At 68.0% G+C, this 23,309-nt stretch carries 36 protein-coding genes; 35 read left to right on the top strand and 1 reads right to left on the bottom strand.

The genetic code is table 11. From position 1 onward, the window contains the following. The first annotated feature begins 13 nt into the window (after positions 1 to 13). From tuf to rplQ, 34 genes are all read left to right on the top strand, one after another. Complete coding sequence (tuf, locus tag ACTU3I_RS13820; protein ID WP_135063311.1) at positions 14 to 1,207, top strand: elongation factor Tu; 1,194 nt, start codon at positions 14 to 16, stop codon at positions 1,205 to 1,207. 243 nt (positions 1,208 to 1,450) lie between these two features. Continuing rightward, positions 1,451 to 2,014, top strand: a complete 564-nt coding sequence (locus tag ACTU3I_RS13815) for a hypothetical protein (RefSeq protein WP_442926266.1) — start codon at positions 1,451 to 1,453, stop codon at positions 2,012 to 2,014. 122 nt (positions 2,015 to 2,136) lie between these two features. Further along, a complete protein-coding gene (locus tag ACTU3I_RS13810) occupies positions 2,137 to 2,352 on the top strand; it encodes a hypothetical protein (RefSeq protein ID WP_442926265.1) in 216 nt (71 codons plus the stop codon). A 352-nt stretch (positions 2,353 to 2,704) separates the two neighbouring features. Continuing rightward, entirely contained in the window at positions 2,705 to 3,013 is a 309-nt protein-coding gene (rpsJ, locus tag ACTU3I_RS13805) for a 30S ribosomal protein S10 (RefSeq protein ID WP_045246810.1), read from the top strand. An 8-nt stretch (positions 3,014 to 3,021) separates the two neighbouring features. Next, entirely contained in the window at positions 3,022 to 3,696 is a 675-nt protein-coding gene (rplC, locus tag ACTU3I_RS13800) for a 50S ribosomal protein L3 (protein WP_442926264.1), read from the top strand. 5 nt (positions 3,697 to 3,701) lie between these two features. Further along, entirely contained in the window at positions 3,702 to 4,361 is a 660-nt protein-coding gene (gene rplD / locus ACTU3I_RS13795; protein ID WP_442926263.1) for a 50S ribosomal protein L4, read from the top strand. Beyond that, positions 4,358 to 4,657: a 50S ribosomal protein L23 gene (rplW, locus tag ACTU3I_RS13790; protein WP_442926262.1), complete on the top strand. Its 300-nt coding sequence runs from the start codon at positions 4,358 to 4,360 to the stop codon at positions 4,655 to 4,657. The genes rplD and rplW overlap by 4 nt, the downstream gene beginning before the upstream one ends. 25 nt (positions 4,658 to 4,682) lie before the next feature. Beyond that, positions 4,683 to 5,522: a 50S ribosomal protein L2 gene (gene rplB, locus ACTU3I_RS13785; protein WP_442926261.1), complete on the top strand. Its 840-nt coding sequence runs from the start codon at positions 4,683 to 4,685 to the stop codon at positions 5,520 to 5,522. Between the two features lie 13 nt (positions 5,523 to 5,535). Further along, positions 5,536 to 5,817 (top strand): 30S ribosomal protein S19, encoded by a 282-nt coding sequence (gene rpsS / locus ACTU3I_RS13780; protein ID WP_135063327.1) that lies wholly within the window; start codon positions 5,536 to 5,538, stop codon positions 5,815 to 5,817. Positions 5,818 to 5,842: 25 nt separating this feature from the next. Further along, on the top strand, positions 5,843 to 6,238 hold the full coding sequence (gene rplV / locus ACTU3I_RS13775; RefSeq protein WP_442926260.1) for a 50S ribosomal protein L22: 396 nt from the start codon (positions 5,843 to 5,845) through the stop codon (positions 6,236 to 6,238). Further along, positions 6,238 to 6,996, top strand: coding sequence for a 30S ribosomal protein S3 (gene rpsC / locus ACTU3I_RS13770; protein ID WP_442926259.1), 759 nt, complete (start codon positions 6,238 to 6,240; stop codon positions 6,994 to 6,996). The genes rplV and rpsC overlap by 1 nt, the downstream gene beginning before the upstream one ends. Continuing rightward, positions 6,996 to 7,415 (top strand): 50S ribosomal protein L16, encoded by a 420-nt coding sequence (gene rplP, locus ACTU3I_RS13765; RefSeq protein ID WP_018171451.1) that lies wholly within the window; start codon positions 6,996 to 6,998, stop codon positions 7,413 to 7,415. The genes rpsC and rplP overlap by 1 nt, the downstream gene beginning before the upstream one ends. Continuing rightward, positions 7,415 to 7,726, top strand: coding sequence for a 50S ribosomal protein L29 (gene rpmC, locus ACTU3I_RS13760; RefSeq protein WP_442926258.1), 312 nt, complete (start codon positions 7,415 to 7,417; stop codon positions 7,724 to 7,726). Before rplP ends, rpmC begins: the two co-directional genes overlap by 1 nt. A 131-nt stretch (positions 7,727 to 7,857) precedes the next feature. Then, positions 7,858 to 8,124 (top strand): 30S ribosomal protein S17, encoded by a 267-nt coding sequence (rpsQ, locus tag ACTU3I_RS13755; protein WP_141940017.1) that lies wholly within the window; start codon positions 7,858 to 7,860, stop codon positions 8,122 to 8,124. Further along, positions 8,121 to 8,489: a 50S ribosomal protein L14 gene (rplN, locus tag ACTU3I_RS13750; protein ID WP_055833708.1), complete on the top strand. Its 369-nt coding sequence runs from the start codon at positions 8,121 to 8,123 to the stop codon at positions 8,487 to 8,489. Before rpsQ ends, rplN begins: the two co-directional genes overlap by 4 nt. Positions 8,490 to 8,491: 2 nt before the next feature. Further along, complete coding sequence (gene rplX / locus ACTU3I_RS13745; RefSeq protein ID WP_442926257.1) at positions 8,492 to 8,851, top strand: 50S ribosomal protein L24; 360 nt, start codon at positions 8,492 to 8,494, stop codon at positions 8,849 to 8,851. A gap of 2 nt (positions 8,852 to 8,853) precedes the next feature. Then, positions 8,854 to 9,441, top strand: a complete 588-nt coding sequence (gene rplE, locus ACTU3I_RS13740) for a 50S ribosomal protein L5 (RefSeq protein ID WP_442926256.1) — start codon at positions 8,854 to 8,856, stop codon at positions 9,439 to 9,441. A 70-nt stretch (positions 9,442 to 9,511) separates the two neighbouring features. Continuing rightward, the gene (rpsH, locus tag ACTU3I_RS13735) at positions 9,512 to 9,910 is read left to right on the top strand and encodes a 30S ribosomal protein S8 (protein ID WP_442926255.1); all 399 of its coding nucleotides are present in this window, start codon (positions 9,512 to 9,514) and stop codon (positions 9,908 to 9,910) included. Between the two features lie 6 nt (positions 9,911 to 9,916). Further along, the gene (rplF, locus tag ACTU3I_RS13730) at positions 9,917 to 10,453 is read left to right on the top strand and encodes a 50S ribosomal protein L6 (protein WP_442926254.1); all 537 of its coding nucleotides are present in this window, start codon (positions 9,917 to 9,919) and stop codon (positions 10,451 to 10,453) included. A 2-nt stretch (positions 10,454 to 10,455) separates the two neighbouring features. Next, on the top strand, positions 10,456 to 10,815 hold the full coding sequence (rplR, locus tag ACTU3I_RS13725; RefSeq protein WP_442926253.1) for a 50S ribosomal protein L18: 360 nt from the start codon (positions 10,456 to 10,458) through the stop codon (positions 10,813 to 10,815). A 5-nt stretch (positions 10,816 to 10,820) separates the two neighbouring features. Then, complete coding sequence (rpsE, locus tag ACTU3I_RS13720) at positions 10,821 to 11,516, top strand: 30S ribosomal protein S5 (protein WP_442926409.1); 696 nt, start codon at positions 10,821 to 10,823, stop codon at positions 11,514 to 11,516. Further along, positions 11,516 to 11,701 (top strand): 50S ribosomal protein L30, encoded by a 186-nt coding sequence (gene rpmD / locus ACTU3I_RS13715; protein ID WP_442926252.1) that lies wholly within the window; start codon positions 11,516 to 11,518, stop codon positions 11,699 to 11,701. Before rpsE ends, rpmD begins: the two co-directional genes overlap by 1 nt. Further along, on the top strand, positions 11,701 to 12,252 hold the full coding sequence (gene rplO / locus ACTU3I_RS13710; RefSeq protein ID WP_442926251.1) for a 50S ribosomal protein L15: 552 nt from the start codon (positions 11,701 to 11,703) through the stop codon (positions 12,250 to 12,252). Before rpmD ends, rplO begins: the two co-directional genes overlap by 1 nt. Before the next feature lie 107 nt (positions 12,253 to 12,359). After that, positions 12,360 to 13,679 carry a preprotein translocase subunit SecY gene (gene secY, locus ACTU3I_RS13705; protein ID WP_442926250.1) on the top strand — a complete coding sequence of 440 codons (1,320 nt, stop codon included), beginning with the start codon at positions 12,360 to 12,362 and terminating at the stop codon, positions 13,677 to 13,679. Further along, on the top strand, positions 13,679 to 14,287 hold the full coding sequence (locus ACTU3I_RS13700) for an adenylate kinase (protein ID WP_442926249.1): 609 nt from the start codon (positions 13,679 to 13,681) through the stop codon (positions 14,285 to 14,287). The genes secY and ACTU3I_RS13700 overlap by 1 nt, the downstream gene beginning before the upstream one ends. A 4-nt stretch (positions 14,288 to 14,291) precedes the next feature. Further along, a complete protein-coding gene (gene map / locus ACTU3I_RS13695) occupies positions 14,292 to 15,128 on the top strand; it encodes a type I methionyl aminopeptidase (RefSeq protein WP_442926248.1) in 837 nt (278 codons plus the stop codon). A 2-nt stretch (positions 15,129 to 15,130) separates the two neighbouring features. Next, the gene (locus ACTU3I_RS13690) at positions 15,131 to 15,826 is read left to right on the top strand and encodes a DsbA family protein (protein ID WP_442926247.1); all 696 of its coding nucleotides are present in this window, start codon (positions 15,131 to 15,133) and stop codon (positions 15,824 to 15,826) included. Between the two features lie 217 nt (positions 15,827 to 16,043). Further along, positions 16,044 to 17,066: a hypothetical protein gene (locus ACTU3I_RS13685; protein WP_442926246.1), complete on the top strand. Its 1,023-nt coding sequence runs from the start codon at positions 16,044 to 16,046 to the stop codon at positions 17,064 to 17,066. A 242-nt stretch (positions 17,067 to 17,308) separates the two neighbouring features. Then, the gene (infA, locus tag ACTU3I_RS13680; RefSeq protein WP_028496510.1) at positions 17,309 to 17,530 is read left to right on the top strand and encodes a translation initiation factor IF-1; all 222 of its coding nucleotides are present in this window, start codon (positions 17,309 to 17,311) and stop codon (positions 17,528 to 17,530) included. A gap of 63 nt (positions 17,531 to 17,593) precedes the next feature. Further along, positions 17,594 to 17,710, top strand: a complete 117-nt coding sequence (gene rpmJ, locus ACTU3I_RS13675) for a 50S ribosomal protein L36 (RefSeq protein ID WP_005050492.1) — start codon at positions 17,594 to 17,596, stop codon at positions 17,708 to 17,710. Positions 17,711 to 17,852: 142 nt separating this feature from the next. Then, on the top strand, positions 17,853 to 18,227 hold the full coding sequence (gene rpsM / locus ACTU3I_RS13670; RefSeq protein WP_442926245.1) for a 30S ribosomal protein S13: 375 nt from the start codon (positions 17,853 to 17,855) through the stop codon (positions 18,225 to 18,227). A gap of 31 nt (positions 18,228 to 18,258) precedes the next feature. After that, positions 18,259 to 18,657 carry a 30S ribosomal protein S11 gene (gene rpsK, locus ACTU3I_RS13665; RefSeq protein WP_018171470.1) on the top strand — a complete coding sequence of 133 codons (399 nt, stop codon included), beginning with the start codon at positions 18,259 to 18,261 and terminating at the stop codon, positions 18,655 to 18,657. A 127-nt stretch (positions 18,658 to 18,784) separates the two neighbouring features. Beyond that, entirely contained in the window at positions 18,785 to 19,774 is a 990-nt protein-coding gene (locus tag ACTU3I_RS13660) for a DNA-directed RNA polymerase subunit alpha (protein ID WP_442926244.1), read from the top strand. A gap of 40 nt (positions 19,775 to 19,814) precedes the next feature. Next, positions 19,815 to 20,399, top strand: a complete 585-nt coding sequence (gene rplQ / locus ACTU3I_RS13655; RefSeq protein ID WP_442926243.1) for a 50S ribosomal protein L17 — start codon at positions 19,815 to 19,817, stop codon at positions 20,397 to 20,399. A gap of 55 nt (positions 20,400 to 20,454) precedes the next feature. Here the strand turns inward: rplQ and ACTU3I_RS13650 are convergent, their stop codons facing one another. Continuing rightward, on the bottom strand, positions 20,455 to 22,362 hold the full coding sequence (locus ACTU3I_RS13650) for an acyltransferase family protein (protein WP_442926242.1): 1,908 nt from the start codon (positions 22,360 to 22,362) through the stop codon (positions 20,455 to 20,457). Positions 22,363 to 22,450: 88 nt separating this feature from the next. Here ACTU3I_RS13650 and truA point away from each other — a divergent pair, with 88 nt between their 5' ends. Then, a complete protein-coding gene (gene truA / locus ACTU3I_RS13645; RefSeq protein WP_442926241.1) occupies positions 22,451 to 23,287 on the top strand; it encodes a tRNA pseudouridine(38-40) synthase TruA in 837 nt (278 codons plus the stop codon). Positions 23,288 to 23,309: the final 22 nt, after the last annotated feature.

Raw genomic sequence — 23,309 nt, 5'->3', positions numbered from 1 at the left:
TGAGGAGGACCCAGTGGCTAAGGCCAAGTTCGAGCGGACCAAGCCGCACGTGAACATCGGAACGATCGGTCACGTCGACCACGGCAAGACCACGCTCACCGCCGCGATCTCGAAGGTGCTCGCCGACAAGTACCCGTCGGCCACCAACGTTCAGCGCGACTTCGCGTCGATCGACTCGGCGCCCGAAGAGCGCCAGCGCGGTATCACCATCAACATCTCGCACGTCGAGTACGAGACCCCGAAGCGTCACTACGCCCACGTCGACGCCCCGGGCCACGCTGACTACATCAAGAACATGATCACCGGTGCCGCTCAGATGGACGGCGCGATCCTCGTGGTCGCGGCGACCGACGGCCCGATGGCTCAGACCCGTGAGCACGTTCTGCTCGCCAAGCAGGTCGGCGTGCCGTACCTGCTCGTCGCGCTGAACAAGGCCGACATGGTCGACGACGAGGAGATCCTCGAGCTCGTCGAGCTGGAGGTGCGCGAGCTGCTGTCCAGCCAGGACTTCGACGGTGACAACGCCCCCGTCGTCCGCGTCTCGGGCCTCAAGGCTCTCGAGGGCGACGAGAAGTGGGTGAACTCGATCGTCGAGCTCATGGAGGCCGTCGACGAGTCGATCCCCGACCCGGTGCGCGACAAGGACAAGCCGTTCCTGATGCCGATCGAGGACGTCTTCACGATCACCGGTCGTGGAACCGTCGTCACGGGCCGCGCCGAGCGTGGCACGCTGGCCATCAACTCCGAGGTCGAGATCGTCGGCATCCGCCCGACGCAGAAGACCACGGTGACCGGTATCGAGATGTTCCACAAGCAGCTCGACGAGGCGTGGGCCGGCGAGAACTGCGGTCTGCTCCTTCGCGGCACCAAGCGTGACGACGTCGAGCGCGGCCAGGTCGTCGTGAAGCCCGGTTCGGTCACGCCCCACACCAACTTCGAGGGCACGGCGTACATCCTGTCCAAGGACGAGGGTGGCCGTCACAACCCGTTCTTCACGAACTACCGCCCGCAGTTCTACTTCCGCACCACCGACGTCACCGGCGTCATCACGCTGCCCGAGGGCACCGAGATGGTCATGCCCGGCGACACCACGGAGATGTCGGTCGAGCTCATCCAGCCGATCGCCATGGAAGAGGGCCTCGGCTTCGCGATCCGTGAGGGTGGCCGCACCGTCGGCGCCGGCACGGTGACGAAGATCCTCAAGTAATTCCATCCACGGATCAGGGGTCGGGCCTTCGGGCTCGGCCCCTTTTTCGCGTCCGGGCGCACCCTTACGCCACGGCGAATGTTTCGGTAAAGATTTTGTGTGCGAGTTGTGATTTGGCTGAGAACCCGGATACCGTGGCAAAGGAAGACAGGGAAAGGTGCCGCTTTCTCGTCCGGTCCCAGCGGACGAATCATCGCATCCTGCTTCATTCCCCAGAACAAACCCAATGCATCGGAGTCACCCATGAAGAGCCTTCGCCTCAGGATCGCGGCGGTGCTCGTCGCCACCGGCGCCCTGACTGCCATCCCCCTGGCGGCCAACGCCTACCCGCCGTCGCAGCCCTCGCCGTCGCCCACCGTCACGACCGCCCCCGGCGGCGCCGTGGTCGGGTCGAGCACGGTGGCCCCCGGCGGGACCGTCACTGTCGCGTTCAGCGGATTCCAGCCGAACGAGCAGGTCACCTTCTTCCTCAGCGGTGAGAACGCCTCCGGCGCGCGCCTCGCCGCCGTGCAGGCGGTGTTCCAGTCGAACGTCAACCTGGGAACCCGCGCAGCGGACGGCTCCGGTGCGGTCACCGTCCGCGTCGTGCTTCCGAGCAACGCCAGCGGCACCTACACGCTGACGGCCGACGGCGCGGTCAGCCCCAACGTCTCCACGACCTTCTCGGTCGCCGGCGGCCTTCCCCCGACCGGTATCGACGCGGCGTCGATGACCGGCGTGTGGATCGGCGGCGGCGCGCTCCTGGCCGCCGGTATCGCGGTCACCAGCGTCGCGGTCATCCGTCGTCGCCAGGCCGAGCAGGCCTGACCCGCTTTCCTCGGCGGCCCCTCGTCTTCGGACGGGGGGCCGTCGTCGTGCGCTTGGCAAGTCCTTCCGTCACCCCGGCGCGCCGGGTCACAATGGCCCGGTAACCCACCGAGGAGGATGACATGGGCGTGGACGACATCGTCAACAAGGGCAAGCAGCTGTTCGAGCAGAACCGCGACAAGATCGACGAAGCCCTCAAGAGCGAGAAGGCCGAGGATGTGAGCGATCGCTTCCTCGACGGTGCCGCCGAGGCCGTGAAGAAGGTCGTGCCGGAGCAGCACCGCGCGAAGGTCGACGAGACGCGCGCGAACGTCGACAAGCACATCGGCAACGAGTAGCCGAGCCTGTTCTCCGCGCCGCCCGCGGATATCGCGACACGCCCGGGTTTGCGACACGCCCGGGCGACACGTAGACTAATCCAGTTCCACATTCCGGGAGCCGCTTCGTGTGTGCTCCGGATCACTGCCAGGGCAGTGCATAGGCAGCGCTCACGCGCACAGGCCTAGGCCGCGGGCAGCAGAACAGCCAAATACCCCAACCTTCGGACGGGGCTGCCGCGCGTCCGCGCGCGGTCTGACAGCAGAACAGCGGTGCCGCCTCGCTCGCCAGAGCGACGAAGTGCCAGGCGCGGGAGCGCCACGTGCGTCCAATGCCACCCGGGTATGACGCGAGAAAGAGAGTGAGCAGACAATGGCGGGACAGAAGATCCGCATTCGCCTGAAGTCGTACGACCACGCGGGGCTCGACAGCTCCGCGCGCAAGATCGTCGACACCGTGACCCGCGCCGGCGCCACCGTCGTCGGCCCCGTGCCGCTGCCGACGGAGAAGAACGTCGTCGTCGTCATCCGGTCGCCCCACAAGTACAAGGACAGCCGCGAGCACTTCGAGATGCGCACCCACAAGCGCCTCATCGACATCATCGACCCGACGCCCAAGGCCGTCGACTCGCTGATGCGTCTCGACCTCCCGGCCGACGTCAACATCGAGATCAAGCTCTGAGGTCCGACATGGCACAGTCACACTCAGAACAGGTCAACTCCAAGGTCTCCAAGGGCCTGCTGGGCACCAAGCTCGGCATGACCCAGGTGTGGGACGCGAACGGCAAGCTCGTTCCCGTCACCGTCATCGAGGTCGCCCCCAACGTGGTCACCCAGGTCCGTACGCCCGAGAAGGACGGCTATAACGCCGTGCAGATCGCCTACGGCCAGATCGACCCCCGCAAGGTGAACAAGCCGCTGACCGCCCACTTCGAGGCAGCCGGCGTCACCCCCCGCCGCCACCTCACCGAGGTTCGCACCGCGGATGCTGCTGACTACTCACTCGGTCAGGAGCTCACGGTCGAGGGCCTCTTCGAGGCCGGCCAACTGGTCGACGTCGTCGGCACCAGCAAGGGCAAGGGCACCGCGGGTGTCATGAAGCGCCACAACTTCAAGGGCGTCTCCGCTTCGCACGGTTCGCACCGCAACCACCGCAAGCCCGGTTCGATCGGCGCCTCGTCGACGCCGAGCCGCGTGTTCAAGGGCATGCGCATGGCCGGCCGTATGGGTGGCGAGCGCGTGACCGTCCTCAACCTCACGGTGCACGCCGTCGACGCCGAGAAGGGTCTGCTGCTCGTCAAGGGCGCCGTGCCCGGCGCGCGCGGCCGCATCGTCTACGTCCGCAACGCAGTGAAGGGTGCCTGATCCACATGGCTGACTCCACGCTCACCGTCGTTCAGGCGGACGGGAAGAAGGCCGGATCGGTCGAGCTTCCCGCTGCCCTGTTCGACGTCAAGACGAACATCCCGCTCATCCACCAGGTCGTCGTCGCGCAGCGCGCGGCGGCTCGCCAGGGCACGCACTCGACCAAGCGTCGCGGCGAGGTCTCGGGCGCGGGCCGCAAGCCTTTCAAGCAGAAGGGCACGGGTAACGCCCGTCAGGGTTCGATCCGTGCGCCGCACATGACCGGCGGTGGCATCGTCCACGGCCCGAAGCCGCGTGACTACTCGCAGCGCACTCCCAAGAAGATGATCGCGGCGGCGCTGCTCGGCGCTCTGAGCGACCGCGCTCGCGGGGACCGCCTGCACGTCATCGACTCGTTCGGCATCGAGGGCGCGCCGTCCACCAAGGCCGCCGCATCCGTGCTCTCGGCCCTGGCCCCGGCGCAGCGCAACGTCCTCGTGGTGATCGAGCGCGGCGACGAACTCGCCGTCAAGAGCGTGCGCAACCTCGCGTACGTGCACGTGCTGAGCTTCGACCAGCTGAACGCCTACGACGTGCTCGTCTCCGACGACATCGTCTTCACCAAGGCCGCCTACGACGCCTTCGTGGCGTCCAAGAGCGCCACCACCGAGGAGGTCTCGGCATGACCGCCGTGAACAAGGACCCGCGCGACATCATCCTCAAGCCGGTCGTCTCCGAGAAGAGCTACGGGCTCATCGACGAGGGCAAGTACACGTTCTACGTCGACACCCGCGCCTCCAAGACCGAGATCAAGCTCGCCATCGAGAAGATCTTCGGCGTCAAGGTCGCCGCGGTGAACACGCTGAACCGCCCGGGCAAGGCCCGTCGCACCCGCTTCGGCACCGGCAAGCGCAAGGACACCAAGCGCGCGATCGTCACGCTGAAGTCCGGCACCATCGACATCTTCACGGCAGTCGGCTGACGGTCGGGACAGAGGACTCACACACATGGCTATTCGCAAGTACAAGCCCACGACCCCGGGTCGTCGCGGTTCGTCGGTGGCGGACTTCGCTGAGATCACCCGATCGACGCCCGAGAAGTCGCTGCTGCGCCCGCTGAGCAAGACCGGTGGTCGCAACAACCAGGGCCGCATCACGACCCGTCACATCGGTGGCGGTCACAAGCGTCAGTACCGTCTGATCGACTTCCGTCGCAACGACAAGGACGGCATCGACGCCAAGGTCGCTCACATCGAGTACGACCCCAACCGCACCGCGCGCATCGCGCTGCTGCACTACGTCGACGGCGAGAAGCGCTACATCCTCGCGCCGAACAAGCTGTCGCAGGGCGATGTGGTGGAGTCGGGCCCCGGCGCCGACATCAAGCCCGGCAACAACCTGCCGCTGCGCAACATCCCCACCGGTACCGTGATCCACGCCATCGAGCTCCGCCCCGGCGGCGGTGCGAAGATGGCGCGCTCGGCCGGTGCGTCGGTTCGCCTCGTGGCGAAGGACGGCCCGTACGCGCAGCTTCGTCTGCCCTCGGGCGAGATCCGCAACGTCGACGCGCGCTGCCGCGCGACGATCGGCGAGGTCGGCAACGCCGAGCAGTCGAACATCAACTGGGGCAAGGCCGGTCGCAAGCGCTGGAAGGGCGTGCGCCCGACCGTCCGCGGTGTCGCGATGAACCCGGTCGACCACCCGCACGGTGGTGGTGAGGGCAAGACCTCCGGTGGACGTCACCCGGTGACGCCGTGGGGACAGCCTGAGGGCCGTACCCGCCACGCCAACAAGGAAAGCGACAAGCTCATCGTCCGCCGTCGCACGGCCGGCAAGAAGCGCAAGTAGGTAGGAACAGAAGATGCCACGCAGTCTCAAGAAGGGCCCCTTCGTCGACGAGCACCTGCTTCGCAAGGTCGTGTCGCAGAACGAGGCGGGTTCGAAGAACGTCATCAAGACCTGGTCACGTCGCTCGATGATCATCCCGGCCATGCTGGGCCACACGATCGCCGTGCACGACGGACGCAAGCACATCCCTGTGTTCGTGACCGAGACCATGGTCGGCCACAAGCTGGGCGAGTTCGCCCCCACCCGCACCTTCCGCGGCCACGTGAAGGACGACAAGAAGGGCCGCCGCCGCTGACGCGGGGCGCTGAGAGGAGAGAGAAATGGTGGAGTCCATCGCACGTGTGCGACACATCCGCGTGACCCCTCAGAAGGCTCGTCGTGTCGTCGCCCTCATCAAGGGCAAGCAGGCCCAGGAGGCCCTGGCCATCCTGAAGTTCGCGCCGCAGAGCGCGAGCGAGCCCATCTACAAGCTCGTCGCCTCGGCGATCGCGAACGCTCGCGTGAAGTCCGACGCCGCGAACGAGTACCTGGACGACGCCGACCTGTACGTGAAGAACGCGTACGTCGACGAGGGCACGACGCTCAAGCGCTTCCAGCCCCGTGCGCAGGGTCGCGCGTTCCAGATCAAGAAGCGCACCAGCCACATCACGGTCGTCCTCTCGACGCCCGAGGATGCTGCTGCCGACGCCCCGACCACCCAGAAGGCGAGCAAGTAATGGGCCAGAAGGTCAACCCGTACGGCTTCCGCCTCGGCATCACCACGGACCACGTGTCGCGCTGGTTCTCCGACTCGACGAAGCCGGGCCAGCGTTACGCCGACTACGTGGCCGAGGACATCAAGATCCGCAAGCTCCTGCAGACCCAGCTCGACCGGGCCGGCGTCAGCAACATCGAGATCGAGCGCACGCGTGACCGCGTCCGCGTCGACATCCACACCGCCCGCCCGGGCATCGTGATCGGCCGCCGCGGCGCCGAGGCCGAGCGCATCCGCGCCGACCTCGAGAAGCTCACCGGCAAGCAGATCCAGCTGAACATCCTCGAGGTGAAGAACCCCGAGGCCGACGCCCAGCTGGTGGCACAGGGCATCGCGGAGCAGCTCTCGGCTCGTGTGGCGTTCCGCCGCGCGATGCGCAAGGGCCTCCAGGGTGCCCAGCGCGCCGGTGCCAAGGGCGTCCGCGTCCAGGTGTCCGGCCGTCTCGGCGGCGCCGAGATGAGCCGCTCGGAGTTCTACCGCGAAGGCCGTGTGCCCCTGCACACCCTGCGGGCGAACATCGACTACGGCTTCTACGAGGCGAAGACAACCTTCGGCCGCATCGGCGTGAAGGTCTGGATCTACAAGGGCGACCTCACCAACAAGGAGCTCGCACGCGAGCAGGCCAACGCGCCGAAGTCCCGCGGTCGTGACGACCGCGGTGGCGACCGTCGTCGCGGCCCCCGCAACGAGGCCCCCGTGGCAGAAGGAGCGTCGGCGTAATGCTCATCCCCCGCAAGGTCAAGTACCGCAAGCAGCACCACCCGGGTCGCTCGGGTCAGGCCACCGGCGGCACGAAGGTCTCCTTCGGCGAGTTCGGCATCCAGGCGCTGACCCCCGCGTACGTGACGAACCGTCAGATCGAGTCCGCTCGTATCGCGATGACCCGTCACATCAAGCGCGGCGGCAAGGTGTGGATCAACATCTACCCCGACCGTCCGCTCACCAAGAAGCCGGCCGAAACCCGCATGGGTTCCGGTAAGGGTTCGCCGGAGTGGTGGGTCGCAAACGTCAAGCCGGGTCGCGTCCTGTTCGAGGTCGCCGGTGTCAACGAGGAACTCGCTCGTGAAGCACTGACCCGTGCCATCCACAAGCTGCCTCTCAAGGCACGCATCATCAAGCGCGAGGAGGGCGACGCGTAATGGCGATCGGCACCAAGACGCTCGCTCCGAGCGAGCTCGACACGTTCGAAGACCAGCGTCTCGTCGAAGAGCTGCGCAAGGCCAAGGAAGAGCTGTTCAACCTGCGCTTCCAGTCGGCCACCGGCCAGCTCGAGAGCCACGGCCGCATCCGCGCCGTCAAGCGCGACATCGCGCGGCTGTACACCGTGATCCGTGAGCGCGAGCTCGGCATCCGTGCCACGCCCGCTCCCGTCGCGGCGACGAAGGCGAAGAAGACCAAGGCCAAGAAGGCGGATGCCGCTGACGAGGCCGCGAAGGAAGAGGCCGAGTGATGGCTGAGACCACCGAGAAGAAGGCGCCGGCGCGCAAGCCGGCGTCGAAGACTGCCCAGACGGCGACCGCCGCGAAGGCCGCCGCCGTCGAGCCCACGCAGGCCGCGGGGCACGAGAGCTCCGCGCACGACGTGCGCGACGCCGACGCCCGCGGATATCGCAAGGCCCGCCGTGGCTACGTCGTGAGCGACAAGATGGACAAGACGATCGTCGTCGAGGTCGAGGACCGCGTGAAGCACCCCCTCTACGGGAAGGTCATCCGTCGCACCTCCAAGGTGAAGGCGCACGACGAGGGCAACACCGCCGGGATCGGCGACCTGGTTGTCATCAACGAGACCCGCCCGCTCAGCGCCACCAAGCGCTGGCGCCTGGTCGAGATCGTGGAGAAGGCCAAGTGATCCAGAACGAATCGCGCCTCAAGGTCGCCGACAACACCGGCGCCAAGGAGCTGCTCACCATTCGCGTGCTCGGCGGCTCCAACCGCCGCTACGCGGGCCTGGGCGACGTCATCGTCGCCACGGTCAAGGACGCGATCCCCGGCGGCAACGTCAAGAAGGGTGACGTGGTCAAGGCCGTCGTCGTCCGCGTCGTCAAGCAGACCCGTCGTCCCGACGGCTCGTACATCAAGTTCGACGAGAACGCCGCCGTCATCCTGAAGAGCGACGGGGAGCCCCGCGGCACCCGCATCTTCGGACCGGTCGGCCGTGAGCTTCGCGACAAGAAGTTCATGAAGATCGTCTCGCTCGCCCCGGAGGTCATTTGATCATGGCGAAGATCAAGAAGGGCGACCTGGTTCAGGTCATCTCGGGCCCCAAGCCCGAGCGCGGCGGAGACCGCGGTAAGCAGGGCAAGGTCCTCGAGGTCCTCGTCGAGCAGAACCGCGTGATCGTCGAGGGCGTGAACTACGTCACCAAGCACACCCGCGTCGGCCAGACCCAGCGCGGCACCAAGACCGGTGGCATCGAGACGTACGAAGCCCCCATCCACATCTCCAACGTCGCCCTCGTCGACCCCTCGACCAAGAAGCCGACCCGCGTCGGTCACCGCGTCGAGGAGCAGGTCAAGGACGGCGTGAAGCGCACGGTCCGCGTGCGCTTCGCCAAGAAGTCAGGCAAGGACCTCTGAACATGAGCACCACTGCCGTGGAGGCTGGCAAGATCCAGCCCCGCCTGAAGCAGAAGTACAACTCCGAGATCAAGAAGGCGCTGCAAGAGGAGTTCGGCTACGCGAACGTCATGCAGACCCCTCGACTGGTCAAGGTGGTCGTCAACACCGGTGTCGGTGAGGCAGCGCGCGACAGCAAGGTGATCGATGGTGCGGTCGACGACCTCACCAAGATCACCGGGCAGAAGCCGATCGTCACCAAGGCCCGCAAGTCCATCGCGCAGTTCAAGCTCCGCGAGGGTCAGGCCATCGGCGCGCACGTCACCCTTCGCGGTGACCGCGCGTGGGAGTTCGTCGACCGTCTCGTCAACCTGGCGCTTCCCCGCATCCGCGACTTCCGCGGCCTGTCGGGCGCCCAGTTCGACGGCCACGGCAACTACACCTTCGGCCTGCAGGAGCAGTCGGTCTTCCACGAGATCGACCAGGACAAGATCGACCGCGTCCGCGGCTTCGACATCACGATCGTCACCACGGCGAAGACGGATGACGAGGGCCGGTCGCTGCTGCGTCAGCTCGGCTTCCCGTTCCGCAACGAGGACGCCCAGGCGTAACACCCCCATCCATGGAAGGTCGCCTGTCGCGTAACGGCAGCCGATACCTCATGAACGAAAGAAGAACCCCATGACGATGACAGACCCGGTCGCAGACATGCTGACCCGTCTGCGCAACGCGAACTCGGCGCACCACGACTCCGTATCGCTGCCGAGCTCCAAGCTCAAGACCCACATCGCCGAGATCCTCCAGCAGGAGGGCTACATCTCGGAGTGGCGCGTCGAGGACGCACGCGTCGGCCAGACCCTCACGCTCACGCTGAAGTACGGCCCGAACCGCGAGCGGTCGATCGCCGGCATCAAGCGCGTGTCGAAGCCCGGCCTCCGCGTCTACGCCAAGTCGACCGAGATCCCCACGGTTCTCGGCGGCCTCGGCGTCGCCATCCTGTCCACCTCCTCTGGCCTCCTCACGGACCGTCAGGCCGAGCAGAAGGGCGTGGGCGGGGAAGTCCTCGCCTACGTGTGGTGATCTGACATGTCGCGAATCGGACGTCTTCCCATCGACATCCCGGCCGGCGTCACCGTCTCGGTGACCGGTTCGGATGTCTCCGTCAAGGGCCCGAAGGGCGAGCTGAACCTCACGGTCGCGCGTCCTCTCGAGGTCAAGGTCGAGGACAACCAGGTGATCGTCACCCGTCCCGACGACGAGCGCGAGTCTCGGTCGCTGCACGGCCTGACCCGCACGCTCATCAACAACAACATCATCGGCGTCACCCAGGGCTACACCAAGGGCCTCGAGGTCGTCGGCACGGGCTACCGTGTCGCCCAGCGCGGCGGCTCGATCGAGTTCGCGCTCGGCTTCTCGCACCCCGTGCTCGTCGACCCCCCTGCCGGCATCACGTTCGCGGTCGAGGGCAACAACCGAGTGACCGTGAGCGGCATCGACAAGCAGGCCGTCGGTGAGGCCGCCGCGAACATCCGCAAGATCCGCAAGCCCGAGCCGTACAAGGGCAAGGGTGTGCGCTACGCGGGCGAGGTCGTCCGCCGCAAGGCCGGAAAGGCTGGTAAGTAACCATGGCTGTGCAGTCGAAGTCCGTCGCACGCGCACGGCGTCACGCCCGCCTTCGCAAGAAGGTCGTGGGTACCGAGGTTCGTCCTCGCCTGGTCGTGACCCGCTCCGCACGCCACGTGTTCGTCCAGCTCGTCGACGACAGCAAGGGCCACACCGTGGCCTCTGCATCCACCCTCGAGGCGGACCTCCGCACGCTCGACGGTGACAAGACCGCCAAGGCCCGCAAGGTCGGCGAGCTCGTCGCCGAGCGCGCCAAGGCCGCCGGCGTCACCGACGTCGTCTTCGACCGAGGTGGCAACCGCTACGCAGGTCGTGTCGCCGCGATCGCCGAGGGCGCCCGCGAAGGAGGGCTGAACCTGTGAGTGATGTGACCAATAACCAGGAGACCGAAGTGACCGACACCGCGCCGGCGACGACCGAGACGGCCACGGCCGGCTCGACCGACGCCAACCGCGAGCCTCGCGAGGCCCGCCGCGGCGGCCGCGAGCGCAGCCAGACCCGTGGCGACCGCGGATCCCGCGACCGCAACGAGAGCCAGTTCCTCGAGCGCGTCGTCACGATCAACCGCGTGTCGAAGGTCGTCAAGGGCGGTCGCCGCTTCAGCTTCACGGCGCTCGTCGTCGTGGGCGATGGCAACGGCGTCGTCGGCGTCGGCTACGGCAAGGCCCGCGAGGTGCCGCTAGCGATCTCGAAGGGTGTCGAAGAGGCCAAGCGCAACTTCTTCCGCGTGCCCCGTGTCGGCTCCACCATCCCGCACCCGGTGCAGGGTGAGGCCGCTGCCGGTGTCGTGCTGCTCCGCCCCGCCGCCGCCGGTACCGGCGTCATCGCCGGTGGCCCGGTGCGTGCGGTGCTCGAGTGCGCCGGCATCCACGATGTGCTCTCGAAGTCGCTCGGCTCGTCGAACACCATCAACATCGTGCACGCGACAGTCGAGGCGCTCAAGAGCCTCGAGGAACCCCGTGCCGTGGCCGCGCGCCGCGGACTCGAGTACGACGCGGTCGTCCCCGGCATCATCATCCGCAACGAAGCCAAGGCTGCCGCTGCGGCGAAGGCAGGTGTCTGATGGCCAGCAGGCTGAAGGTGACCCAGGTCAAGTCCAAGGTGAGCGAGAAGCAGAACCAGCGTGACACGCTGCGCTCGCTCGGTCTGAAGCGGATCGGCGACTCCGTCGTCCGTCCCGACGACGCGCAGACGCGCGGCTACGTTCAGACCGTCGCTCACCTCGTGAAGGTTGAGGAGATCGACTGATGGCTGAGAACGAAAGCGTCGAGGCTGACAAGCCCGCCAAGAAGGCTCCCGCGCGCAAGCCGGCCGCCGCCAAGGCGACGAAGACCGCGGAGAAGCAGGCGCCCGCCTCGCGTCCCGGCGTGCTCAAGGTGCACCACCTGCGTCCGGTCCCCGGAGCCCACACCGCCAAGACCCGTGTCGGTCGTGGTGAGGGTTCCAAGGGTAAGACGGCCGGTCGTGGTACCAAGGGCACCAAGGCGCGCTACTCGGTGCGCATCGGCTTCGAGGGCGGCCAGATGCCGCTGCACATGCGCACCCCGAAGCTGCGCGGGTTCAAGAACCCGTTCCGCGTGGAGTACCAGGTCGTGAACCTGGACAAGCTCGCCGAGCTGTACCCGTCGGGCGGAGACGTCACGGTGGCGGACCTCGTCGCCAAGGGCGCCGTGCGCAAGAACGAGAAGGTCAAGGTGCTCGGCACCGGAGACGTCTCGGTGAAGCTCAACGTGACCGTCGACAAGGTCTCCGGCTCTGCGGAGCAGAAGATCGTCGCGGCGGGCGGTTCGGTCAACTGACCTCGTCCGTATCCCAGAGGGCCGGGAGGCGATAGCCCCCGGCCCTCTGGGTTACTCTGGTTGTCTGCGCGCCCGGAGGCGCCGCAACCCGTTCTGGAGGAATCCACTTGTTCAGCGCCATCGCGCGGGTTTTCCGCACGCCTGACCTGCGGCGGAAGATCGCCTTCACACTGGGCATCATCGCCATCTACCGTTTCGGGGCTCACGTTCCGACGCCCTTCGTGGACTTCCCGAACGTCCAAGCCTGTCTGGCCGATTCCGGCGGCACCGATGGCCTTCTCTCGCTGGTCAACCTCTTCTCCGGCGGGGCGCTCCTCCAGCTGTCGATCTTCGCGCTGGGCGTCATGCCCTACATCACCGCCACGATCATCGTGCAGCTGCTGCGCGTGGTCATCCCCCACTTCGAGACCCTCTACAAGGAGGGTCAGGCCGGTCAGGCGCGGCTCACGCAGTACACCCGCTACCTGACGATCGCGCTGGCGCTGCTGCAGTCGACGACGCTCGTGACGGTCGCTCGCAGCGGTCAGCTGCTGGGCGTCGGCATCCCGGAGTGCGAGAACCTCCTCACCAACGACGTGTGGTGGGCGCAGCTGCTCATGATCATCACGATGACCGCGGGCACCGGCCTCATCATGTGGTTCGCCGAGCTCGTCACCGAGCGCGGCGTCGGCAACGGCATGTCGATCCTCATCTTCACCTCGATCGCCGCGACCTTCCCGGCCGCGATGTGGTCGATCTGGCAGGCGCGCGGTTTCGAGATCTTCCTCCTCGTGCTCGCGGTCGGCATCCTGGTGGTCGGCCTGGTGGTGTTCGTCGAACAGTCCCAGCGCCGCATCCCGGTGCAGTACGCCAAGCGGATGGTGGGGCGTCGCACGTACGGCGGCACCAACACCTACATCCCCATCAAGGTCAACATGGCGGGCGTCGTGCCGGTCATCTTCGCCTCGTCGCTGCTCTACATCCCCGCGCTCATCGCGCAGTTCAACCAGCCGCAGCCGGGGGAAGAGGCCCAGCCGTGGGTCGTGTGGATCTCGCAGTACTTCACGACCGGTGATTCGCCGCTGTACATGCTCGTGTACTTCCTCCTCATCATCGGCTTCACCTACTTCTACGTCGCCATCACCTTCAACCCCGTCGACGTCGCCGACAACATGAAGCGCTACGGCGGCTTCATCCCCGGCATCCGCGCGGGGCGTCCCACCGCCGAGTACCTCGATTACGTCCTCACCCGCATCACGCTGCCCGGTTCGATCTACCTGGGCCTCATCGCGCTCCTTCCGCTCATCGCGCTCGCGACGGTCGGCGCCAACCAGAACTTCCCGTTCGGTGGCGCGTCGATCCTGATCATCGTGGGCGTGGGACTGGAGACGGTGAAGCAGATCGACGCCCAGCTGCAGCAGCGTCACTACGAAGGGCTCCTCCGCTGATGGCCTCACCCGTTCGTCTGCTCATCGTCGGTCCGCAAGGCTCAGGGAAGGGAACGCAGGGTGTCCGCATCGCCGAGGCGTTCGGCATCCCCGTCGTCTCGACGGGCGACGTCTTCCGCGCCAATGTCGCCGAGGGGACCGAGCTGGGTCTGCAGGTGAAGGAGGTCATCGACGCCGGGCAGCTGGTCTCTGACGAGCTGACGAGCCGGATCGTGCGCGATCGCCTCTCGAAGGAGGACGCCGCGGACGGATTCCTCCTGGACGGCTATCCGCGCAACCTCGCGCAGGTGATGCACCTGGACGAGTTCCTCGAGGGACGAGACGAGCATCTCGGCGCCGTGCTCGCCCTCGTCGTCCCGCGCGACGAGTCGATCGAGCGCCTCCGCGCCCGCGCGATCGACCAGGGTCGGGCGGATGACACCGAAGAGGTCATCGCGAACCGCCTGGCGATCTACGAGTCCGAGACCGCGCCGATCCTCGGCGTGTACGGCACGCGAGGACTCGTGGACGAGATCGACGGCGTCGGAACGCTCGACGAGGTCACCGAGCGCATCTTCGCCGCTCTCGAGGCGCGCGGGCTCGCACCCTCTGCCGCCGCCTCCGCCTGACGTCGTGTTCCGCTCCTCGGTCTACAAGACCCCCGCGCAGCTGCGCGCCATGGTCGAGCCCGGGCTGATCACCGCGGCGGCCCTGGACGCGGTGCGCGAGCTCATCGAGCCCGGCGTCACGACGCTCGAGCTCGACGCCGAAGCGTCGCGCGTCATCCGCGGTCGCGGTGCGCGGTCGAACTTCCAGCTCGTGCGCGGCTACCGCCACACGATCTGCGCATCGGTGAACGAGCAGGTCGTCCACGGCATCCCCGGCGCGCGGATGCTGCAGGCGGGGGACCTCGTGTCGATCGACGCCGGTGCGGAGCTGCGTGGCTGGAACGGCGACTCCGCGATCAGCGTCATCGTTCCCGGCCAAGCGCCGGCCGACGTGGTCGCCGCCCGGCAGCGCCTCTCCGATGTGACCGAGGGGTCGCTGTGGGCGGGCGTCGCCACCCTCGCATCCGCCCGGCACCTCGGCGAGGTCGGCGACGCGATCGAGTCGTACATCGAGGCGAACGCCCCCGAGGGCGGCTACGGCATCCTCCGCGACTATGTCGGCCACGGGATCGGCCGCAAGATGCACGAGTCGCCGAGTGTCTTCAACTACCGTACGCCCGACGTCGGGGCCGAGGTGCGACCCGGGCTGGCCGTCGCGATCGAGCCGATGGTCGTCGCCGGTGACCAGGCGACGCGGGTGGAGGACGACGAGTGGACGGTGTCGACCCTCGACGGGTCGGACGGTTCACATTGGGAACATAGCGTCGCCGTGCACGATGGAGGAATCTGGGTGCTCACGGCGCCCGATGGCGGCGCCGAGAAGCTGGCGCCGTTCGGGGTCGTTCCGAAGGAGATCGCATAGCCATGGCTGCCACCGCCCGTAAGACCAACTGGTTCGCCATCTGGATCAGCGTCGCCGTCGTGGTGGTGCTCATCGGCATCGGCGTGGCCGTCTGGTGGGGGAACGCCGCCGCCACCTCGGCCGGTGAGGCGCCGGACAGCTCCGTCGTCAACTCCGAGACCGGAGCGATCGCGGTGGGAGACGGCCCCGACACGGTGGACACGTACGTGGACTTCATGTGCCCGATCTGCGGCCAGTTCGAGCAGGCGTACGGCCCGACGCTGGAAGAGCTCGTGAACGACGGCTCGATCACGCTCAACATCCACCCCATCAGCATCCTGGACCGGCAATCCCAGGGGACGGAGTACTCCTCCCGCGCCGCGAGCGCGGCGTACTGCGTCGCCGAGGACGAGCCCGCCGCCGTGCTGCCGTTCGTGCAGGCGATGTTCGCCGGGCAGCCCGCCGAGGGGACATCCGGCCTCAGCGACGACGAGATCGCTGCGATCGCGCAGCAGGCCGGAGCATCCGAGGCCGTCGCCTCGTGCATCGCCGACGGCACGTACACGCGATTCGCGAACGCGATGACGCGGGAGACGCCCGTCCAGCCCGGTCAGTCCGGCATCGCCACGCCGACGATCGCCATCAACGGCGAGGTGCTGAACAACCAGCAGGACCTGACGGGCGACCCGCAGGTCGACATCGTCGGTCGACTCGGCTGACGCGTCTCAGGGTCGCTGACTGCACCGAACCCACGCTCCCGTGCGTGAACCCACGCATCCGCGCAGCATGTGAGCGTTGGTTGACGCACGTGAGCGTTGGTTCACGGGCGCCGACGTGGCGCGCGAGCACTCCTCCCCAGGCGACGGATCGCGAGCAGGATTCCACAGGACGCGGGGGACGCGCAATCGGGCGTCGGCGCCGCGGCAGAGTTCCGGCATGGACGTGTGGAAGATCGGCGCACGCCTGCACTCCGCCGCGTCGCTGCGGTCGCAGGGGATCGGGCGCAGCAGCCGCGAGGAACTTGTACGGGCGAAGAAGCTGATCGTCGTCCGGCGTGGTTGGTACACGGAGTCCTCCGCCTGGAGCGAGTGGCATACGGAGGAGCGGCACACCGCCGCGGCGATCGCCGCGGTCCGCTCGATGCGCGGGGGCGATGTCGTGCTCTCGCACACCTCCGCCGCGGTCGTTTGGGGGCTTCCGCTCTTCCGCTACTCGCCTCGGCGCGTGCATGTCACCGGACCGGGAGGCAACGGCAACACGCGGCAGGGCGACGCCGTCGCTCGGCATGTCGCGCTCATCGACGGCGACCGCGCGGAGGTGGACGGTCTGGCCGTGACGTCGCTCGCGAGAACGGTGGCCGACACCGTCGGACGGATTCCGTTGGCGGCAGCGGTGGCTTTGGCTGACGCCGCGCTCCACGCGGTGGCATGGAATCCGCAGACGCGCCGCCGCTATCATCCGGAGGTCGCGGAGGGCCTTCGGCACCACATCCTCGGGGCCGCCACCCTTCAGGCGGGTGCCCGTGGCAGCGTCCAGGGTCGATGGGTGGTGGACTTCGCGGATGGCCGCGCTCAGTCGCCGATCGAGAGTCTCAGTCGGCTTTACCTCCATCAGCTCGGGTTCGCGCCGCCACGTCTGCAGGTGCGGCTCGCGCACGCCTCGGGGTACTACGAGATCGACATCGGGCTCGACGACGTCGACGCATGGCTCGAGATCGACGGCAGCGGAAAGTACACCGATCCGAAGATGCTCGGAGAGCGCACGACCGCGGAGGCCGTCATCGCGGAGAAATGGCGGGAGGACGACATCCGCGGCCGCACCGGGCGACGTGTCGTCCGGGCGGGGACCGCGCATCTGGGGACGCTCGAGAGCTTAAGCACGCGGCTCGCCGGCTTCGGCATCCGCGCACCCGGCGCGCCCGGCGCGTTGCCGCCCGGGTTCGCCGGCCGCGGCCTGTGAGTTCGCGCCACCAGCCAACGCATCCGTGCATGAACCCACGCCGCGATGCAGCATGGGAGCGTTGGGTGACGCGCAGGAGCGTTGATTCGCCCACGAGCGCGTGCGGGAGGGGGCGCGTTTGCCGGGCGGGTCAATACCACGTATGATTGTTCTTTGGTGCGTTGCGCCTCTATTGGCGTGTCGAAGCACCGAACCCCATCCACCGCAGACCGACCGGTCTGCATGCAAGCGATAGCGAGTATATGGCGAAGAAAGACGGTGTCATCGAGATCGAGGGCGTCATCTCCGAGGCGTTGCCCAACGCGATGTTCCGCGTTGAGCTCACCAACGGACACAAGGTGCTCGCCACGATCTCCGGCAAGATGCGACAGAACTACATCCGCATCATCCCCGAGGACCGTGTCGTCGTAGAACTCAGCCCGTACGACCTCACCCGGGGTCGCATCGTGTACCGCTACCGCTAGACCGGTCGAGAAGTAACGCCCCAGGCCCCGGCCTGCCCGGCGAAGACAGCGAAACAGGAAATCATGAAGGTCAATCCCTCCGTCAAGCCCATTTGCGACCACTGCAAGGTCATCCGCCGCCACGGGCGCGTGATGGTCATCTGCAAGAGCAACCCGCGTCACAAGCAGCGCCAGGGCTGACCGGATGCTGCGCTCGCCGCAGCCCGCGAACTCACAACTGAATACACACCGGCAGGATCAGAACCCGCGAGGGGGACACCTCGGGCGGAGGCCCGGGCACCGATCCTGCTCCACACCTCCATCACACTCCTAGGAGAGCCGCATGGCACGTCTTGCCGGCGTCGACATCCCGCGCGATAAGCGCGTGGTCATCGCCCTGACCTACATCTACGGCGTTGGCCGTACCCGCTCGAACGAGATCCTCACCGCGACGGAGATCGACGAGAACGTCCGCGTCAAGGACCTCACCGACGACCAGCTCGTCGCGCTCCGTGACTACATCGAGGGCAACTACAAGGTGGAGGGTGACCTTCGCCGCGAGGTGGCCGCCGACATCCGCCGCAAGGTCGAGATCGGATCCTACGAGGGCCTGCGCCACCGCCGCGGCCTCCCCGTGCGCGGGCAGCGCACGAAGACGAACGCGCGTACCCGCAAGGGCCCGAAGCGCACCGTCGCCGGCAAGAAGAAGGCGCGCTAAGCGCGGTCCCAGGGTTTAGGAGAACACGCACATGGCACAGGCCAAGTCCGCCGCGCGCAAGCCGCGCCGCAAGGAGAAGAAGAACATCGCGCTGGGCCAGGCCCACATCAAGTCGACGTTCAACAACACGATCGTCTCGATCACCGACCCGTCCGGCGCCGTCATCAGCTGGGCCTCCTCGGGCGGCGTGGGCTTCAAGGGCTCGCGCAAGTCGACGCCGTACGCCGCCGGCATGGCGGCCGAGTCCGCTGCCCGCCAGGCGCAGGAGCACGGCGTCAAGAAGGTCGACGTCTTCGTGAAGGGTCCGGGTTCGGGTCGCGAGACCGCGATCCGCTCGCTCACCGCCGCCGGCCTCGAGGTCGGCTCGATCCAGGACGTCACCCCGCAGGCGCACAACGGCTGCCGCCCGCCCAAGCGCCGCCGCGTCTGACCTTTCGCACATTTATCGGATGCTGCGGCCCCGCGTCTCGCGGGAGCCGCAGCATCCGCGAACACAACTCAATACCTCACCCACCGCACGTGTCATATAGCGGGCACGTGATCGAAAGGAACACATAGTGCTCATCGCACAGCGTCCCACTCTGACCGAGGAGAAGATCGGGGAGTTCCGCAGCCGCTTCGTCATCGAGCCGCTGGAACCCGGCTTCGGTTACACGATCGGCAACGCGCTGCGTCGCAGCCTCCTGTCGTCCATCCCCGGTGCCGCCGTCACCAGCATCCGCATCGACGGCGTCCTTCACGAGTTCAGCACCATCCCGGGTGTGAAGGAGGATGTCACCGAGATCATCCTCAACATCAAGCAGCTGGTCGTCTCCAGCGAGCGCGACGAGCCCATCACCGCGTACCTGCGCAAGACCGGCGCCGGTGAGGTCACCGCCGCCGACATCTCCGCCCCTGCGGGCGTCGAGGTGCACAACCCCGAGCTCGTCATCGCGACGCTGAACGACACCGCGAAGTTCGAGCTCGAGCTCACCATCGAGCGCGGCCGCGGCTACGTCTCGGCGACGCAGAACCGCAACGAGTACGCCGAGGCCGGCCAGATCCCGATCGACTCGATCTACTCGCCGGTGCTCAAGGTCAGCTACCGCGTGGACGCCACGCGTGCCGGTGAGCGCACCGACTTCGACAAGCTCGTCCTGGATGTCGAGTCCAAGCCCTCGATCGCGCCGCGCGACGCGGTCGCCTCGGCCGGTCGCACCCTCACCGAGCTGTTCGGACTCGCCCGTGAGCTCAACGTCGAGGCCGAAGGCATCGAGATCGGCCCCGCGCCGGTCGAGACGGTCCTCTCCAACGAGCTCGCCATGCCGATCGAGGACCTCGATCTGTCGGTGCGTTCGTACAACTGCCTGAAGCGTGAAGGCATCAACACGGTGTCGGAGCTCGTCGCCCTCTCGGAGACGCAGCTGATGAACATCCGCAACTTCGGTCAGAAGTCAGTCGACGAGGTGCGCGACAAGCTCGTCTCGCTCGGTCTGTCGCTGAAGGACTCGGTGCCCGGTTTCGACGGCGCCCACTTCTACGGCGGCTACGACGACGAGACCGTCTGACCCGCGGCTTCCCGACACGACTTTCTGGAGTAACTGAGACATGCCCAAGCCCACGAAGGGTCCCCGCCTCGGCGGCGGCCCCGCCCACGAGCGTCTGCTTCTCGCCAACCTCGCTGCGGCGCTGTTCACGCACAAGTCCATCAAGACGACCGAGACCAAGGCCAAGCGCCTGCGTCCGCTCGCCGAGCGCCTCATCACCTTCGCCAAGCGCGGCGACCTGCACGCGCGCCGCCGGGTGCTGAGCGTGATCGGTGACAAGGAGGTCGTGCACGTCCTCTTCACCGAGATCGCGCCGCTGGTCGCCGACCGTGAGGGCGGCTACACCCGCATCACGAAGATCGGCAACCGCAAGGGCGACAACGCCCCGCTGGCCGTCATCGAGCTCGTCCTCGAGCCGGTGACCCCGAAGGCGAAGTCGACGAAGTCGGCCGCCGCGCCGGCCGCCGCCGCGCCCGCCGCCGAGGAGCCCGCCAGCGACGCGACCGCCGAGGACGCGGCCGAGTCCGAGGCGACCGAAGAGGTCGCCGAGGCGGATGCTGCCGACGACGCGTCGACCGACGCCGGTGCCGAGTCGCCCGAGGAGGGCGAAGCGGCCGAGGCCGCTGCCGAGGACGCGAAGAAGTAACGCTCTCGATATTCCGGAAGAGCCCCCGTCACCTCGACGGGGGCTCTTCCGTCGGTCACTGCGGCTCGGGCCCCCGGGGCGCCGACTCGCGCACCTCGCGGCGGTACTCCCACAGCGCGCGATCAGCCTCGATGGCGTCGACGGCGCCGGCGACGGTGTCGGCGAAGATCCGCCCGCCGGCCTGACCCGGATGGATGCGGTCTCCCGCGAGGAGGTTCTCCTGCGGTGCGATCGCTCCGGCCCAATCGGCCAGTTCGACGCCCTCGCTGCGGGAGAACGACGTGAGCACGTCGTTGACGCCCGGTATCCAGTCCCGTGGTGCGTGCGCCGTGACGAGCACCAGCTCGCGGTCGGGCCCGAGGATGTCTTCGACCTGCTGGAGCGTGTCGCGCTCGATGGGTCCGTTCGTTCCGAGCGCCACCACGACGTAGTGGCGGAGCTGTCCGGCTGCGTCGAGCTGCTGGAGGATGCCGGGTGCGGCATACATCGACCGTGACACTGTCGCGTCGACCTGGATGCCCGGGAAGCGCTCCATGAGGGCAGGTGCGGATGCGAGCATCACCGAGTCGCCGATGGCCGTGATCTCGTCCCCGCGCACGGGAGTCGGCGACGGAGAGGGCGTCGGTGTCGCCGGCGTCGGCTCGGACGGTGTCGGGGTCGCGGCGGGCGCATCGCCCTCGTTCGCCAGGGCGCGCAGGCCTGCGGCGACGACGCTCTGCGCCGAGGACTGCGTGGGGGCGCTGGCGATGGCAGCCGTGGTGCCACCGAGGACGAGGGCGGCACCGACCACGGCGGCGATGCCACCCAGGCGCCGGATCGGGCCGGCGGCGAGAGCGGCGCCCCAGCGACCGAGCGCGCCCCGGAAGCCGAAGCGGCGCACCGGCGTCTCGACCAGACGGTACGAGAGCTCGGCGACGGCGATCGTGACGACGAGCACCACGACCCCTGTCGACACGGGGACGCCGCCGGCGGGACCGGCGCCGAACGGTCCCGACGTGAACAGGACCAGGAGCGGCCAGTGCCACAGATACAGGCCGTACGAACGGTCGCCCACCCAGCGCAGCGGCGCGACGTCGATGGCGCGGCCGAACCACGATCGTGGCCACACTCCGGCCGTGATGGCGACCGCCGTGCAGACGCTCGCGAGGAGAAGGGCGCCGGGGAAGGTCGCTGCGGAGTCGGTCGCCGGAAGCGCGCCGACGAGGACGATCCCGGCGAGGGAGAGGAGGCCCGCGACCAGTGACCCCGTCCGCGCGGCCGGCGTCCGCATCCACGCCGGCGGGTCGGCCAGGACGCGCTGCAGGACGAACGCCAGGGCCACGCCGAGGAGGATGCCGAAAGCGTGCGACTCGGTGCCGAAGTACGCCCGTGTGGCGGCGCCGTCGTCGGTGATGAGCGTCGCCATCCACCACGCGGATGCGGCCGCCGCCACGAGCACGACGGCAACACGTGCCGCACGCCAGGGCAGCAGGAGCAGGAGGGGCAGAAGCAGCGGCCACACCACGTAGAACTGCTCCTCGACCGCGAGCGACCAGAGGTTGCGGAACAGCTCCGGCGTGCCGGCGTCGAAGTAGCTTCTGCCGTCGGCGATCGAGATCCAGTTGTAGCTGAAGGTCGCCGCCCCGACGATCTGCGCGCCGATGCGTGCGAGCACGTCGCCGCCGATCAGCCAGGCGGCGCTCGCGCAGACGGTCACCACGAGCGCCAGGGCGGGAAGGAGGCGGCGGGCGCGCCGCTTCCAGAAGCGGCCGAGCGCGATGCGACCGGATCCCTCGTGCTCACGCAGCAGCAGTGTCGTGATGAGGAAGCCGCTGATAACGAAGAAGACGTCGACGCCGACGAATCCGCCCGGGAACACCCACGTCGGGAAGAGGTGATAAGCCACCACGAGCGCGACCGCGATCGCGCGGAGCCCGTCGAGCCCGGCATAGCGGGCAGCGGGAGGCGAGGAGGAAGAGGTCATCGGTGGCGTATCGAGGGTCGCGGCCGGGGGACATGCCAGTCTAAGCGAGCGAGCCGGGAAGACGAATCGACCGCAATAGGCTGGCGGGGTGCGCATCCGCCTCGACATCGCCTACGACGGCACGCACTTCCGCGGGTGGGCGGCGCAGCCGGGGCTCCGCACCGTGCAGGGGAGCCTCGAAGACGCGTTGACGCGCATCCTGGGTTCGCGCCCTCGTCTCGTGGTCGCCGGCCGCACCGACGCCGGGGTGCACGCGTCGGGGCAGGTCGCGCACGTCGACCTCGACGAGGAACAGCGGCGACGTCTGCCGCGGGGTCGCCGCGAGGAGGAGCCGATCGAGGCCCTCGCCGGCCGCATCCGGGGCGTCCTCGGTGCCTACTCCGACGTCACCGTCACGCGGACGGGTCTCGCCCCGGAGGGATTCGACGCCCGGTTCTCGGCCGTATGGCGCCGATACCGCTACCGCCTCGCCGATGGGGCGACCGCGTACGACCCGCTGGAGCGGAATCACACCACGACGGTGCGTCCGCGCCTGGACGAGCGGGCGATGGATGCCGCGGCCCGCTCGCTCCTGGGCCTCCACGACTTCGCCGCGTACTGCAAGGCGCGCGAGGAGGCCAGCACCATCCGGACCCTGCTCGAGTTCGACTGGCATCGCGACTCCGACGGCGTGCTCGTGGCCAATGTGAAGGCCGACGCCTTCTGCCACAGCATGGTGCGCGCTCTCGTGGGCATGTGCGCGGCCGTGGGGGAGGGACGCCTCGGCGTCCAGGATGTCGCCGCCATCCGCGACGCCGGGGAGCGCACCGCAGCGGCGAAGGTGCTGGCCGCGCGCGGGCTTTCGCTCGTCGAGGTCGGGTATCCGGCCGACGATCTGCTCGCCTCCCGGGCCGAGCAGACGCGCCATCGTCGCGATGCGGAGTGAGCCGTCCGGACGGCTATGGGAT

The organism is Microbacterium sp. RD1 (assembly GCF_052220165.1).
Lineage (GTDB): Bacteria > Actinomycetota > Actinomycetes > Actinomycetales > Microbacteriaceae > Microbacterium.
Note: the sequence above shows the minus strand (reverse complement) of the source record. Positions and strands in the feature narration are given on the sequence as shown.

Bases quoted from the DNA above. Each gene is read 5' to 3' on its own strand.
- ACTU3I_RS13690 (WP_442926247.1), top strand. From the start codon at position 15,131: ATGGCTGCCACCGCCCGTAAGACCAACTGGTTCGCCATCTGGATCAGC.
- rpsJ (WP_045246810.1), top strand. From the start codon at position 2,705: ATGGCGGGACAGAAGATCCGCATTCGCCTGAAGTCGTACGACCACGCG.
- rplC (WP_442926264.1), top strand. From the start codon at position 3,022: ATGGCACAGTCACACTCAGAACAGGTCAACTCCAAGGTCTCCAAGGGC.
- rplO (WP_442926251.1), top strand. From the start codon at position 11,701: ATGGCTGAGAACGAAAGCGTCGAGGCTGACAAGCCCGCCAAGAAGGCT.
- ACTU3I_RS13700 (WP_442926249.1), top strand. From the start codon at position 13,679: ATGGCCTCACCCGTTCGTCTGCTCATCGTCGGTCCGCAAGGCTCAGGG.
- ACTU3I_RS13650 (WP_442926242.1), bottom strand. From the start codon at position 22,362: ATGACCTCTTCCTCCTCGCCTCCCGCTGCCCGCTATGCCGGGCTCGAC.
- ACTU3I_RS13810 (WP_442926265.1), top strand. From the start codon at position 2,137: ATGGGCGTGGACGACATCGTCAACAAGGGCAAGCAGCTGTTCGAGCAG.
- rpsH (WP_442926255.1), top strand. From the start codon at position 9,512: ATGACGATGACAGACCCGGTCGCAGACATGCTGACCCGTCTGCGCAAC.
- rplQ (WP_442926243.1), top strand. From the start codon at position 19,815: ATGCCCAAGCCCACGAAGGGTCCCCGCCTCGGCGGCGGCCCCGCCCAC.
- rpmJ (WP_005050492.1), top strand. From the start codon at position 17,594: ATGAAGGTCAATCCCTCCGTCAAGCCCATTTGCGACCACTGCAAGGTC.
- rpsS (WP_135063327.1), top strand. From the start codon at position 5,536: ATGCCACGCAGTCTCAAGAAGGGCCCCTTCGTCGACGAGCACCTGCTT.
- rplD (WP_442926263.1), top strand. From the start codon at position 3,702: ATGGCTGACTCCACGCTCACCGTCGTTCAGGCGGACGGGAAGAAGGCC.
- rpmC (WP_442926258.1), top strand. From the start codon at position 7,415: ATGGCGATCGGCACCAAGACGCTCGCTCCGAGCGAGCTCGACACGTTC.
- rpsC (WP_442926259.1), top strand. From the start codon at position 6,238: ATGGGCCAGAAGGTCAACCCGTACGGCTTCCGCCTCGGCATCACCACG.
- ACTU3I_RS13815 (WP_442926266.1), top strand. From the start codon at position 1,451: ATGAAGAGCCTTCGCCTCAGGATCGCGGCGGTGCTCGTCGCCACCGGC.
- rplW (WP_442926262.1), top strand. From the start codon at position 4,358: ATGACCGCCGTGAACAAGGACCCGCGCGACATCATCCTCAAGCCGGTC.
- ACTU3I_RS13685 (WP_442926246.1), top strand. From the start codon at position 16,044: ATGGACGTGTGGAAGATCGGCGCACGCCTGCACTCCGCCGCGTCGCTG.
- rplR (WP_442926253.1), top strand. From the start codon at position 10,456: ATGGCTGTGCAGTCGAAGTCCGTCGCACGCGCACGGCGTCACGCCCGC.
- rplF (WP_442926254.1), top strand. From the start codon at position 9,917: ATGTCGCGAATCGGACGTCTTCCCATCGACATCCCGGCCGGCGTCACC.
- rplX (WP_442926257.1), top strand. From the start codon at position 8,492: ATGGCGAAGATCAAGAAGGGCGACCTGGTTCAGGTCATCTCGGGCCCC.
- rpsM (WP_442926245.1), top strand. From the start codon at position 17,853: ATGGCACGTCTTGCCGGCGTCGACATCCCGCGCGATAAGCGCGTGGTC.
- infA (WP_028496510.1), top strand. From the start codon at position 17,309: ATGGCGAAGAAAGACGGTGTCATCGAGATCGAGGGCGTCATCTCCGAG.
- rplB (WP_442926261.1), top strand. From the start codon at position 4,683: ATGGCTATTCGCAAGTACAAGCCCACGACCCCGGGTCGTCGCGGTTCG.
- rpsK (WP_018171470.1), top strand. From the start codon at position 18,259: ATGGCACAGGCCAAGTCCGCCGCGCGCAAGCCGCGCCGCAAGGAGAAG.
- rplE (WP_442926256.1), top strand. From the start codon at position 8,854: ATGAGCACCACTGCCGTGGAGGCTGGCAAGATCCAGCCCCGCCTGAAG.
- rplV (WP_442926260.1), top strand. From the start codon at position 5,843: ATGGTGGAGTCCATCGCACGTGTGCGACACATCCGCGTGACCCCTCAG.
- rplP (WP_018171451.1), top strand. From the start codon at position 6,996: ATGCTCATCCCCCGCAAGGTCAAGTACCGCAAGCAGCACCACCCGGGT.
- rpmD (WP_442926252.1), top strand. From the start codon at position 11,516: ATGGCCAGCAGGCTGAAGGTGACCCAGGTCAAGTCCAAGGTGAGCGAG.